The sequence below is a fragment of the Bacillus sp. V59.32b genome, from assembly GCF_003429085.1.
Classification (GTDB): domain Bacteria; phylum Bacillota; class Bacilli; order Bacillales; family DSM-1321; genus Peribacillus.
Genome location: NZ_QVTC01000054.1, coordinates 1 through 12,836, shown reverse-complemented (window position 1 = coordinate 12,836; position 12,836 = coordinate 1). Strand labels below are relative to the sequence as shown.

Genomic DNA, 12,836 nt, shown 5'->3' with positions numbered 1-12,836 from the left:
ACAAAATTGTCAAATTAAATTTCACATTTTTGTCAAATTTGTATGTTGTTTTTGATTTATTATATGCTTTATTGCTTGACTTTGTTAAGATAACCGCCCTTTTTTAATAAAAAACTGCCCCGAAAATTAATTGGGGCAGTGATCAGTTTATTATTTACTTTATTTAATTAGACCTTTTTGCTTTAAGAATTCGATGGCCACTTTTTTAGGCTCTTCTTTATCCAAATCAACTCTTGCGTTCATTTCCGCCATTTCTTCTTCAGAAATTTTTCCTTCAAGAGAGTTCATTACTCCTTTTAAATCAGGATGCTTCTTCAAAGTATCCTCCCTTACAATCGGTGCCGCATAATAAGGTGGGAAGAATCGCTTATCATCCTCTAACACTTTTAGATTAAAACGGGTAATCCGCCCATCCGTTGTAAACGCCGGGATCATGTCAACATCGCCTTCCCTCACAGCCGTGTACATAAGGTTTGGATCAAGGCTATCTTTTTCCTTAAATTGGTAATCATACGTTTCGATTAAAGCGGGAAACCCGTCTTCTCTTTCAAAGAACTCTGCCGATCCTCCAAATGCTAGTTCAGGTGTTGAAGGGCCCAATTCCGAAGCGGTTGTCACATTTAATTCCTTAGCCGTTTCCGGATTTAAGGCAAGTGCGTATGTGTTCTCAAATCCAAGTGGATTTAACCATTCCAAATCGTATTTTTCCTTATAGCCTTCTTTTACTTTTTCATATATTTCATCAGCGGTCATGGACGGCTGATATTCTTCTTTTAAGATAGTAAGCAATCCTGTCCCTGTATATTCTATATACATGTCAATATCTCCATTTTGGATCGCTTTCGTCAATATCGGCGTTTCACCAAGCCCATCTTCCACTTTTACATCATATTCTGTTTTGTCTTCTACGTAAGCTTCAATCAGATAAGGCAAAATGTATTGCTCAGTCCATTTCTTACCGGCAACCACGATTTGATCCTCATGCGTTGCTCCACTGTTTGCGCTAATGCCAAGCACCAATAAGACAGCCGCCACCGGTGCAGCAATCAGAGATATTTTGACAAAGGAACGCTTTTTCTTTGCCTTTGGCATCGCCGCCATTTCAATTTGCTTTAAGATCCAGTCGCAAATGATCGCAAGCAAGGCAACCGGTATCGCACCAGCTAATACAAGTTCATTCCTTGTCGATGATAAACCTCTATAAATCAGATCTCCTAATCCTCCTGCACCGATGAAAGCAGCCAAGGTAGCGACCCCAATCGTCATTACAGCAGCCGTGCGCAATCCTGACATGATAATCGGCAGGGCAAGCGGCAGCTCAATCATCCGCAGAATTTGCCCCTCTGTCATCCCCATCCCTCTTCCAGCTTCGACAGTCGAATCCGGCACACTGTTAATTCCGGTGTAGGTATTACGAATGATAGGAAGCAATGCATAGATCGTTAAAGCAATGATTGCCGTCGTACTTCCAATCCCGAATATCGGCAGCAAAAAGCCGAATAGAGCAAGGCTTGGAATCGTTTGAAAGATAGCGGTAACGCCAATTACAGATTCAGCAATTTTCTTTTTCTTTGAAATATATATCCCAAGCGGAATCGCGATGATCGCCGCGATAAAAATCGAAATTAACGACAAAAATAAGTGCTCCTGCAAGCCTATTAAAATATCAGGCCACCGTTCGCGGAAAGTTTCTGCCAATGCCTGAAAAAAATTAACCATGATCGCTGTCCCCTTCCGTCGTTAATACAGGTTGCATTCCCGCAAGGCCACGCATCATTGTTCCTCGGGTAATTAAACCGACCAGCCTTCCATCTTGAAGGACGGGAATGGTAGGAGCCCCTTCTCGCGCAAAAACCTCTGCCACATCCGAGTACGGAGAATCGATATGTACCGTTTTCACATTTGTCTCCATGATCTCGCTTACTACTTTTTCCTCATCCTGAAAGTGTTGCTTAACACTTTCAATCGTGGCGATTCCGAGTAGATGATCCTGATTGTCGGTTACAAGCAGAGTGTCCACCCGATATGATTTCATGAGGCTGAGCGCTTCAGCAAGGCCTCTGGATGGCTTTGCCGTTACAGGCTTCCGTAGCATTAAGTCCTTTGCAATGGGTCCGGAAGAGCTGGCATTCTCAAGCCTATCTTCGCCGATGAACCCTTTTACATAATCATTAGCAGGGTGCCGCAGGATTTTTTCAGGCGTGTCGAACTGTACGATCTCCCCGTCTTTCATGATCGCTATCCGGTCCGAGATCTTAATGGCTTCATCCATATCATGAGTGACAAAGATAATTGTCTTGTTGATGGTTCCCTGCAGTTTCACAAGTTCATCCTGAAGCTGTTCCCGGCTGATGGGATCGAGCGCGCTGAACGGCTCATCCATAAGGACAATCGGCGGTTCAGCAGCCAGAGCGCGAATAACCCCGATTCGTTGCTGCTGCCCTCCGCTCAGCTCGTCCGGATATCTTTCCTTATATGTTTCCGGATCGAGGCCCACCATTTCGAGCAGTTCATCAACCCTGTTGTGATAGCGTTCCTTTTCCCAGCCCTTCAATCTCGGAACGAGTGAAATATTTTCCGCAATCGTCATATGCGGAAGCAATCCGATCTGCTGAATGACATAGCCAATACTTCTTCGCAGCTCCACGGGATTTTTAAGTGAAATATCTTCCCCTTCAATCGTGATTAAGCCTTGTGTCGGCTCTATCAGGCGATTGATCATTTTCATGGTCGTTGTTTTCCCACAGCCACTTGGGCCGATCAATGTGATCAATTCCCCTTTTTGAATCGTTAAATTTATATCCTTTAGTGCTTTAAACCCATCAGGATACGTCTTTCCTACATGCTCAAACGTAATCAAAAATCGTCCCCTCCATCCAATACTCCCATTATTCATGTATGTGTATCGTACTTTATATTACTTTTACCCTAAGCAAGCAAGTTAGAAACCAAGCAAATTTTTATTTAAGCAGGGATAAGGAATTAAGTGGTTAATCTTCCTTCAATAGTGGTAAATAAACAATAAAAAGGTATAGGAGTGGAAGCAATGGAATCGATGAAGAAAACCTATTATGTGGATCTTGTAAGCGGTGATGTGTTGAGTCGTCCTGCCATTGAAGAAAATCCAAGCTTTAAAATAGAAGCAACCGATGAAGAGCTGCACGAATTAAAGACGCTTTTAAGCGAAAGCTATGACGCCGATATGCAATCATATGTACGTGCCCAAATCCCTTATATTGAATATCATAAAGATCCTGCTAACCATCGATATGATGATGCGCTTAAGAAAATATACGCTATCATTTATCAGCTGGGGGATGAGGCGGCCAGGAACCACGTTATAGAAATGGGGATATTAGGGGAAGATAAACTGCAGCAAGATGAAGAGATACAAAAGTTCACTTAAGTGTTTGCTAGCTTCATTGAAAGAAAAAGAGACACTCAAATGGTGTCTCTTTTTGCTGTGAAAATTTAATCTATCGTTTAAATAAAAAAATGAACCGATTCTATAAAATTTTGCTCAGGAACGCCTTGGTTCTTTCCTGCTGCGGATTTTCAAATAACTCTTTCGGGACATTCTCTTCAACAATATAACCGCCATCCATAAAGAAGACCCTGTCTCCCACTTCACGGGCAAAGCCCATTTCATGTGTAACGACGACCATGGTCATGCCTTCCTTGGCAAGCTGCTTCATTACTTCAAGAACCTCGCCGACCATTTCCGGATCGAGTGCGGATGTTGGTTCATCAAACAGCATGATCTTCGGCTCCATCGCCAATGCCCTTGCGACACGCTGCTTCTGCCCGCCTGATAAGGAATCCGGATAAACATTCGCTTTTTCCTCGAGCCCGACCTTCCGAAGCAAAGTCATTCCCTTTTCCCTGGCCTGTTCAGGTTTTACCTTTTTTACTTTCAAAGGAGAGAGCATGATATTTTCAATCACTGTTTTGTGCGGGAATAGATTGAATTGCTGAAAGACCATCCCCACCTCTTCCCTGATTTTATTGATATCCGTTTTTTTGTCGGTGATATCTTTTCCTTCTATGTATACATGCCCTTCCGTAATTGATTCAAGAAGGTTAATGCATCTCAGGAAGGTGGATTTGCCTGAACCCGAAGGACCGATTACCACGACTACCTCCTGAGGCTTGATCGTAATATTGATATCCTTTAAAACCTCATTAGTGCCAAATGTCTTTTTAAGTTTCTCTACTCTAATCATTCAGTAGCCAGCCTTCTTTCCAAGCGAGATAATAAGAAGCTTAATGTAAGTGTCAGGATTAAGTAGATCAGAGCGGCAGTCAGATATGGTTCCCATACCCGGAAATATTGCCCCTGCATCGCCCTTCCCCAATACATAAGCTCAGGTGCCGCTACAATGGAAGCCAGTGATGATTCTTTAATCAATACAATGAATTCATTGCCTAGAGGAGGGATCATCCTTTTGGATGCCTGCGGCAGGATAACGTATCTCATGGCTTGGACATGATTCATTCCGAGCGACCGGGCACCTTCCATTTGCCCCCGATCAATCGATAGGATTCCTGCGCGGAAAATTTCAGCGATATAAGCCGCAGCATTCAGTGAAAGCGTAATAATCGAAGCCAGGATCCCGTTGGTCTGTCCCGTAAAAAACGGAACGACAGCGAAATGGATCAGTAATATTTGAACCAACAACGGTGTTCCTCGAAAAACGGTAATGTAACATTCAAACGGAAATGCTAAAAACTTATTCCGCATCATTTTACCCAGGCCTATTAACAATCCAAGCACTGTACCGATTGCTATTCCTGCTAAAGAAAGCCCAATCGTCAGCAATGTCCCCTCTAATAGATATGGCGCATAATCAATGATAATATCAAAACGTACATCCATCTTATTTTCTCCCCCGGATAGGTAAAAAATTGCGTAACACAACATCCGTTGTTACGCAATTTATCTTTTTCCTTATTGTTGTTCTTTTAATGCCTCTAAATCCGGCTCAACTTTGAACCACTTTTTATAGATTTCCGCATACTTGCCGTTATCAATAATCTTTTTAGTAGCTTCATCAAAATCTGCCTTGATTTCGCTGTCTTTCGGGAACATCAGCCCGTAAAATTCTGAATCAAATGCAGCTTCATCTTCGATAACAACTAATTTCTGATCCGGATTGTTCTTTGCGTACTCTTCAATTACGGTATTGTCGGCGACAACTGCATCGGCTCCACCGCTAGTAAGCTCCATGATTGCAAGATTGTTATTCTCGAATTTCTTGATGTTTTTGTTGTTTTTGCCTAACAGCTTTTCAGCTGATGCCTGGCCTGTTGTTGCATTCTGCACGGAGATTGTTTTTCCTTTTAAGTCTTCAGCAGATTTGATATCGCTGTTTTCAGGAACCAGTATTTTATTGGTTGACAGAAAATATGGTGTGGAGAAATCATATGTCTGCTTCCGGTCTTCATTAATCGTAATCGCAGACATACCGAAATCCGCGCTCTTGTTCTTCACTTCCAGAAATAAAGGATCCCAGCCTACATTTTCAATTTTCACTTCATAACCGGCTTCTTCTGCCACTGCATTCACAAAATCAACGTCAAATCCGACAATTTTATCTCCATCCATATACTCAAACGGAGAGTAATTCGCATCTGTCACGACTCGGAGTGTCTTTTTATCAGAACCGGAATCCCCATTAGCCCCGCTGCTTGTCTCTTCAGAACCGCAGGCGGCCAAGATCACGGCAAACACCATGGCCATCAGTAATGATGATACTTTTTTCATTAAATTTCCCCCTCATGTATAACGAATACATTCTTTTAATAATTCAGTATTTTTGAATAGTAAAAGTATTATACCACCTTTTAATTTATAGAGAAAGAAAAAATGATACTCAATTGCTTTAATTCCAATTTTCTGATTTTAATATTATTTCATTCTAGTGAATAATTCACGATATTTCCTTGATGAATTTCAATGTGTGTTCAATAATGATAGATTGATCATAATCAAGAGTCGCAACATGGTAGCTGTTGTCTAATTGACAGAGTCGCTTTGCCTCGGAAGAGATTTCATCATATATAGTCTGAGAATTATTCGGCGGAACGACATGATCTTCTCCAGAAACAAAAATCAAGGCCGGGCAGCTTATTTTATCGAGGTTTTCCTTTACCACGCCCATTAATTCAACGATTTCCTTTACAGAACGTACCGGCGTCTTTTCATAGGCAAGCTCTTTAATATCCGGATTTTTTATGTCTGAACCGATCGCATCCAAGTACCTTGCATCAGAGTGCTGCACCGCTGCCATATCCGCAATTTCTATAGCTGCGTTAATCGGAATGATCGCTTTAATGTCTGGATGATGTTCTGCTAAATATAAAGTTAAGGTCCCTCCCATAGATAGCCCGGTCACAAAAATCGTTTCACAACGCTGCTTCAGCCATTGAAAACCTTCTTCCGCAGAAGCAATCCAGTCGTGATAGCTCGTCTTCTCCATATCCTCGTAATGCGTTCCATGCCCCTTAAGCCGTGGTCCGCATACCGTGTAGCCGGCCTTTGCATACGCTTCTCCGAGCGGGCGCATGCTTTGGGTGGATCCCGTGAATCCATGAACGACCAGGATTCCAACTTTATTGCCGGCAAAGTAAAAAGGCTCGGCGCCTTGTAAAACAGGATATTTTTCAGACATATGCTTACCTCCCAACAAGAATATAGCGCTTTGACATATTAATTCGTTAAAATAACTGAATTTCCTGCTTTTTTTGTTAAAAAAGGGGCTGAACATTCAGCCCCTTCAAACTTCCTTACACAACAAATCTCTTGATTTCAGCTTGCATTTCCTTAGCAAATGATTCCAGGTCGGAAGCGAGTTTATTCAACTGTTCCATGGATGCGGTGGTTTCCTCAACAGACGCAGAAACTTGTTCGGTTCCAGCAGCCGTATCCTGGCTGATCGAACTTAACCGTGAAGCATTCGACAGAAGTTGATCCTTTTTAAGACCCATTTCTTTATGCGCTTCTATAATATGCTCGAATTTTTTAAAGGTCTCTGTGATAGTTGCGTTAATAGATGTAAAAGCATTCTCAGTTTCCGTTACCGATTTCCCTTGTTCAATAATGTGATTGGTCGTTTGATCGATAAGTTGGACTGTATTTGAAGTATCTGCCTGCATAAACTGAATGATTTCTGAGATTTCCTGCAATGATCCTTCTGTCTGCTCAGCTAGTTTCCTTACTTCATCTGCGACTACCGCAAATCCTTTCCCATGTTCTCCAGCTCTGGCCGCTTCGATAGCTGCATTTAGTGCCAATAGATTAGTCTGTCCCGCAATGGCCGAAATGGTCTTGACAATATCGCTGATGGAGTGGGAACGATCGTCCAATGTCTTAACTGCTTCACCCATTTCATTCGCAAGATCACTGGTAACATTGAATTGCTTCTTCAACTCTTGAACCTTGTTCATCCCGTCTTCCGAAGCGTCGAACATTAATTCTGATTCCTTCAACATATTCCTTGAATATACTTCTATTTCTTCTAATTTTTCAGCGATCCCGTTTGCATCCGATTCATTTTCCTGTACAATTTCTGTCTGGTCAGCGGCTCCTGATGCAATTTGCTCCATTGTATGTGCAACTTCATTATAAGCTGCACTGTTCTCTTCTGCGCTGGCTACCATAGTCATGGAAGAATCTGAAACCTCATCAGAAATCTTGGCCACCTTGGAAAGTATGCCTCTGATTTGAGAGGTCATTTTGTCAAAGCTTGCAGCCAGTTTACCTATTTCATCACGCCTGTTCATCGAGATTTTCGCGGTCAAATCACCTTCTTCTACTTTCTCCATGATATTTTGTAGAGCCTTGATTGGTTTTGTAATTGATTTTGTAACGAATAAACTTATTAGAATCGAGATAAAGATTACAACCGAAAAGGCGATCACAATAGGAATAAGTACGCTTTTCCCATAACCTTCAAACTCTGCTTTATCGATGATGCCTGAAAGCTTCCAGCCAGTCGTTGGATTAGTAACATACCCAAAGATTCGTTCTTTCCCATTATAAGTGCTATTTATCAATCCTTCTTTGCCTTTCATTTCTTGATAGAATGTTTCTTTGGATACATCTCCGGTGACTTTTGATTTGTCAGGATGGGCAAGGTATTTTCCACTCTTATCTAACAAGAACGTATAACCTGTTTCACCAAATTTTGTTTTATTGGCCATCTCAATTAAGGTATCAATTGAAATATCAATCGCCATTACCCCAACTAGCTTATCCCCATCGTAAAATGCTTTTGCAGAACTAATGATTGTTTTTTTCGAAGCAGTATCGATATAAGGCTCTGTCCAAATTACCTGGTCCTTTTTTCCAATCGCATCCTGATACCAAGGCCTTGTTCGTGGATCATAATCATCCGGAAGTTCTTGTTCAGGATAGATATACATTTCTGTTGTTTCAGTGCCTATGTAAATATTCATAATGGCAGGATTGCTTTTCACCGTATCTTCAAATTCCTTAAATATGTATTCCTTATCCGTTTTATAGTTTATTAGCTCTTGTTTATCGGCAAATCGATTAATTGTGGATTCTGTATTTCGGAAAAACAATTCAAAAGACTCGTTCATTCCCTTTACTTGCTGTGTGATCGTTTTAGACAATTCATCTGTTGTCAGCTTTACACTATACTGATAGCTGACAACAGCAACAATCATTCCGCCTAATACAATGATGGATAAAAACGGAATTAGGATTTGACGCTGAATACTTTTGGAATACCACTCTCTTAATCCCTTCATAATGAATAGCCCCTTTTTCCTATTTCTAAATAGGTATTTTAGACTATTATATAGATTTTCTTAACTAATTCAAGATGCTTTTTTAAATATTCAATAAATTTCGATTTATACTGTTTTTAAGTTAACGAATAGTTTAAAATAGTTGAGCATCATTATCTGATATTCATTTATTTAATGATATTGTCCAAGACGATACATCTACAGCTATGCTATATCCGCTCTCTCCTATTTAATCGAAAAAAAGCCTCCAGTGATTGGAGGCCATAGTTCTGTGCATTTATTTCCCGGCATTCAACATCCATTCATACTGGCGAAGCTGCACTTCAAACAGTGTAATTGGATCACGGTATATTTCAGGATTTTCTCTCATTTTATCAAGTGCTACCTTATTATCATTGATCTCCAGATGTGACTGTTCAACCGCTCGATTCAATATGTTTAAGGGGTTTCTAAAGAAAAATGCAATATCCCGGTCCAGCGATTTTTCAAACAGTTCGAACTGGGAAAGGAATTTACGTGTGATGGACGCTGCCACATCATCATAGTCCTCAGTCTCGAGAAACTTTTTATATCTTGTATACAGTGCGGTTTTATTCTGCGTAAAGCCACCAAACAACTTGCCAGCACTCTTTAGCAGCAATTGCGAAGGTGTATGACGCATCAGAATATTGACATCATCAATATACAGCCCACTCGTCATGCGATCGGCATCACGGCGCCAATCGTCGAGCACCTTAAAGTCGCATTCCAATTGCATCCTCTCGTCCCCATACATCGCATTAAAACCATTGCTCATTTCTTCCAGATAATATTGGCTTTGGCTAAATTCCTCTTGTGAATCCGAAATCCATTCCTGAAGGGAAGAATGGAACTTCGGCAGGACGGTATGGTCTATATACTCCCGAATCCGCTCATTCATGACTTCGTTTAAATCAATGTGGATCCTGCGGAAGTCGCTGTCTTCCTGGAGCAGTTCGGCGCACCCGCGCAGGATCTCCGGAATACTGGAAGTCAGATCGTTTTTCACGCCTTCTTTAAGCAGGCGGTACTTGGTTTTAATTCCCTTTGTCTTTTCTTTCTCTAAATCATTGACCTGATTGATGGCACCGTTTAGCTTGACGGTCATTTCCTCATTCCAGTTGATGGATTCGACCAATTTATTTTCCATGTCCATCCGTCTTTCCAACAGTGAAGTCAAGGTTTTACGGATAAAATACAAAAGCTTTTCAGCCCGTTCTTCTTCCAGGCTTGCATGGAAGTTAAGCGATAGAAATTCAGCTAAATCGCTCAGCTGCTTGTCGGTATTATAATGAGCAGAAAACGCAAATACCTTGGAGTGAGGAAAATATGATTGAATTCTTTCGGTCGCATCTTCAAGGATTCGAATTGTCTCTTCTTCATGATTGATTTTATCAATCTTATTTAGCAGAAAATGGACTTGCATGTATGGCGAATGCCTTTTTATGTCAAGAACCATATCCCGCTCCCTCTCGGTAAACGGTGTGTGGGCATCGAGTACAAAGATGAGACCGTCGGCAGCATGCAACAGGTTGAAGATCTCATTCCTTACCGGCTGGCTTCCGTTCAGGCCAGGAGTATCAATGAACGACAGCCCACGTTGCTGTAAAAAGGCTGACGGGAATTTAACTTCAAACAGCGACTCTCTTTGGCGGCGATTTAAGGCTATGCTTTCAAGATCCGGAACCGATTTAAGTTCGCTATCGGAAATCTCTGTAATTTCTGTATGTTCACTGTCCTTTACGATGATAAAGGCCGAGGCTCCGTCTCTGACAATCTCCTCACCCAGCACGGTATTCATAAATGACGATTTCCCTGATCCGCCTGTTCCTGCAATTAACAGGCGTTGTGTTTGTAAATCCATAAGCTCTCGGATCATCCATTTGTTTTTCACGCCGGTTTCTAATTGGTTCTGTTCAGCCCATTCTGAGATGTCATGGAACAAAGCACTGCTTTCCGCTAATAAATGGCTATGATTTTTGGAATTCAACAACAGGTTTTCCGCATCACTCACAGACAGCGAATGAATGCTTTCAGGGAATATTTCACTCCAAGACAATACGGCCGCAGATGCAAACAAAGCATGAGATTGATCCGCAAGCTTCAACCAATTCGAGAGCAGCTGTGGAACAACATTCTGTAACTCTGTTACGAAATACTTCTTGTGCAGCAATTCAAGGTACGTATCTTTATAAGCAGCGGACAGTCCATGAAATGTGTCGTAAGGTCCAACTTCCACTTCCGAAAAGAAGCGATTGATGGATGCCAACCAGGAAAAATAGGCTTTTTGCTTTTTATAAACGTCCCAAAGCGATAGTACAAGCCTCTCAAACCGAGCTTGATCCACTCTGTAAATCGTTCGCAGTAGCTCAGAGAAATAATCCGGAGGCAGTTCTTGTGTAAAGCCTTTATCCACATAATCCTGCAAAACATCGAACCATTGCGATGATTCTGTGCGCATACTCTCCTTTAGTGCCAAATCAACGGCACTGCTGTAATCCTGCTTTTCTTCAAAAAAGGAACGCGCTATATCTGTAACATTGGGATAATCAGGGTGGACGGAAACCGCGTCTTTAATTGTACGGGAGGCAAGGTCAAACTTTTCCTCTTCTATGTATAAGGAAAATAGCTGTAAGGCCACCTCTGACCTCAGAACCAGGCTTTCAGCCGCAGTCGACTTATATGTTTCTTCAGCCGTAGGCAAGCTGCCCAGCTCATAATAAGCATCAGCCGTATTCTTTTTAGCCCACGGCTCCAATTCTCCCGTGACATGGCCCCATTTAAAAATGGCAGTTTCATAATCTTTAAAAGCGAAATAAACCTCGCCTTGCGCAAATCGAATAGACGATAATTCCTTATCTTCTTTCTTCTGTTCCTCTAAAAAAGCTTCGCTAAGCAATTGAATGGGATTGGACGAGCTGTCATCCTCCAGTAAAGTCTCGTAAAACTTCTTAGTAATCAACGTATTATCTAAATTCATTTCAGTCCCCCGCATTAAAAGATTTGAAAGTAATGTTTATGCAATAAGAAACGAACTAACACATTCATTTTCTTGAAAAATTTTATAATCACTAACATATTATTTTAACAAACTATTTTCCTTCTGAGATTTCAAACAGTTTACATTTTTCGATCTTAATATTAATATATTGCAAAAATATTAATATATGATTAAATTATAAATCTCTTCATCCATACTTTTCACATAAACCCATATTTTTCATTTAATTATTTACCCTGAATACTGAATGAGAAACGTTAATGGAGAAAAGAATTTTATCGTGCGGAAGAGAACCGTGGGGACATCTGGCAAGATCCACTGTACATTTCATAAAAAGGTTGGATTCTTATCAAAGCTTTAAAAAAGATGACAGTCCTTTGACTGCCATCCCTTAATAGATAGATTCGTTATGTTTTTATTTTTTCGGTCGGTAGAACTTAATCTTCATCCTTTACATCTATATCTTCCGGAATTGGTTCATCGGCCAATTCCCTTACTAACATTTTATATTTCTCAAGCTGTTCAAAATGTGTCTTGAACTGTTCCTTGTAGACCAATACTACACCCTCACCGTCATGCACAACTCGTATTTTCCCTTGTAAAATTAAATTCTCCACGTATGGTACAGAAACCGATAAATAATCAGCCGTTTCCTCTACTGTTAAATACACTTTTCGTCACTCCTAACCTACCTTTATACAACCAATTAAAGCTTATTTTCGTAAGGTTACTTTATTTTTCCATCTATGCTACTGTCCCATTGTTATTAACGTTAATTATAATTAAAAAATGGAGGAACCGTGATAGGTTCCTCTTTTTTGTTTTTAGCTCAATTCAATTAGAATTAGTGTTTATTTTATCATAGTACCCGACAGCAGTTCATTAAACAAAACCCTCTTTTAAAACCTTTTTAATCACGCAAAAATAAAACCTCAGCCAAATGGATGAGAGTTAATTATTATTTGTTTTTCCTCTTCTTTTTATCTTGGCTCTGTTAAATTCCATTGTTGATTTTCAAATGGTCATGGAATCTACTCGCTTT

The 12,836-nt window shown here is 40.7% G+C and carries 10 protein-coding genes and 1 pseudogene; 1 reads left to right on the top strand and 10 read right to left on the bottom strand.

Annotated elements, in window-relative coordinates; all coding sequences use genetic code 11:
* Nucleotides 1-159 precede the first annotated feature (159 nt).
* On the bottom strand, nucleotides 160-1,719 hold the full coding sequence (locus D0463_RS12985) for a glycine betaine ABC transporter substrate-binding protein (RefSeq protein ID WP_160118431.1): 1,560 nt from the start codon (nucleotides 1,717-1,719) through the stop codon (nucleotides 160-162).
* Nucleotides 1,712-2,860, bottom strand: a complete 1,149-nt coding sequence (locus D0463_RS12980; RefSeq protein ID WP_117307819.1) for an ABC transporter ATP-binding protein — start codon at nucleotides 2,858-2,860, stop codon at nucleotides 1,712-1,714. Before D0463_RS12980 ends, D0463_RS12985 begins: the two co-directional genes overlap by 8 nt.
* Before the next feature lie 186 nt (nucleotides 2,861-3,046).
* Here D0463_RS12980 and D0463_RS12975 point away from each other — a divergent pair, with 186 nt between their 5' ends.
* Nucleotides 3,047-3,406: a hydrolase gene (locus D0463_RS12975; RefSeq protein WP_117307818.1), complete on the top strand. Its 360-nt coding sequence runs from the start codon at nucleotides 3,047-3,049 to the stop codon at nucleotides 3,404-3,406.
* A gap of 100 nt (nucleotides 3,407-3,506) precedes the next feature.
* On the opposite strand, the gene D0463_RS12970 is transcribed toward D0463_RS12975, so the two are convergent.
* From D0463_RS12970 to D0463_RS12940, 8 genes and pseudogenes are all read right to left on the bottom strand, one after another.
* Nucleotides 3,507-4,223 (bottom strand): amino acid ABC transporter ATP-binding protein, encoded by a 717-nt coding sequence (locus tag D0463_RS12970; RefSeq protein ID WP_117307817.1) that lies wholly within the window; start codon nucleotides 4,221-4,223, stop codon nucleotides 3,507-3,509.
* Nucleotides 4,220-4,876 (bottom strand): amino acid ABC transporter permease, encoded by a 657-nt coding sequence (locus D0463_RS12965; RefSeq protein ID WP_117307816.1) that lies wholly within the window; start codon nucleotides 4,874-4,876, stop codon nucleotides 4,220-4,222. Before D0463_RS12965 ends, D0463_RS12970 begins: the two co-directional genes overlap by 4 nt.
* A 72-nt stretch (nucleotides 4,877-4,948) precedes the next feature.
* Nucleotides 4,949-5,764 carry a basic amino acid ABC transporter substrate-binding protein gene (locus tag D0463_RS12960; RefSeq protein ID WP_117307815.1) on the bottom strand — a complete coding sequence of 272 codons (816 nt, stop codon included), beginning with the start codon at nucleotides 5,762-5,764 and terminating at the stop codon, nucleotides 4,949-4,951.
* 166 nt (nucleotides 5,765-5,930) lie between these two features.
* On the bottom strand, nucleotides 5,931-6,671 hold the full coding sequence (locus D0463_RS12955) for an alpha/beta hydrolase (RefSeq protein WP_117307814.1): 741 nt from the start codon (nucleotides 6,669-6,671) through the stop codon (nucleotides 5,931-5,933).
* Between the two features lie 115 nt (nucleotides 6,672-6,786).
* Nucleotides 6,787-7,605 carry a methyl-accepting chemotaxis protein gene (locus D0463_RS20445; RefSeq protein ID WP_483295740.1) on the bottom strand — a complete coding sequence of 273 codons (819 nt, stop codon included), beginning with the start codon at nucleotides 7,603-7,605 and terminating at the stop codon, nucleotides 6,787-6,789.
* Between the two features lie 123 nt (nucleotides 7,606-7,728).
* Nucleotides 7,729-8,691 (bottom strand): annotated as a pseudogene (locus tag D0463_RS20440) (HAMP domain-containing protein); the annotation flags it as partial.
* Nucleotides 8,692-9,052: 361 nt separating this feature from the next.
* Entirely contained in the window at nucleotides 9,053-11,773 is a 2,721-nt protein-coding gene (locus tag D0463_RS12945; protein WP_117307812.1) for a GTPase domain-containing protein, read from the bottom strand.
* 458 nt (nucleotides 11,774-12,231) lie between these two features.
* Nucleotides 12,232-12,465: an excisionase family DNA-binding protein gene (locus tag D0463_RS12940; protein ID WP_117307811.1), complete on the bottom strand. Its 234-nt coding sequence runs from the start codon at nucleotides 12,463-12,465 to the stop codon at nucleotides 12,232-12,234.
* Nucleotides 12,466-12,836 lie beyond the last annotated feature (371 nt).

Bases quoted from the DNA above. Each gene is read 5' to 3' on its own strand.
- D0463_RS12985 (WP_160118431.1), bottom strand. From the start codon at position 1,719: ATGGTTAATTTTTTTCAGGCATTGGCAGAAACTTTCCGCGAACGGTGG.
- D0463_RS12975 (WP_117307818.1), top strand. From the start codon at position 3,047: ATGGAATCGATGAAGAAAACCTATTATGTGGATCTTGTAAGCGGTGAT.
- D0463_RS12970 (WP_117307817.1), bottom strand. From the start codon at position 4,223: ATGATTAGAGTAGAGAAACTTAAAAAGACATTTGGCACTAATGAGGTT.
- D0463_RS12965 (WP_117307816.1), bottom strand. From the start codon at position 4,876: ATGGATGTACGTTTTGATATTATCATTGATTATGCGCCATATCTATTA.
- D0463_RS12960 (WP_117307815.1), bottom strand. From the start codon at position 5,764: ATGAAAAAAGTATCATCATTACTGATGGCCATGGTGTTTGCCGTGATC.
- D0463_RS12955 (WP_117307814.1), bottom strand. From the start codon at position 6,671: ATGTCTGAAAAATATCCTGTTTTACAAGGCGCCGAGCCTTTTTACTTT.
- D0463_RS20445 (WP_483295740.1), bottom strand. From the start codon at position 7,605: ATGGAGCAAATTGCATCAGGAGCCGCTGACCAGACAGAAATTGTACAG.
- D0463_RS12945 (WP_117307812.1), bottom strand. From the start codon at position 11,773: ATGAATTTAGATAATACGTTGATTACTAAGAAGTTTTACGAGACTTTA.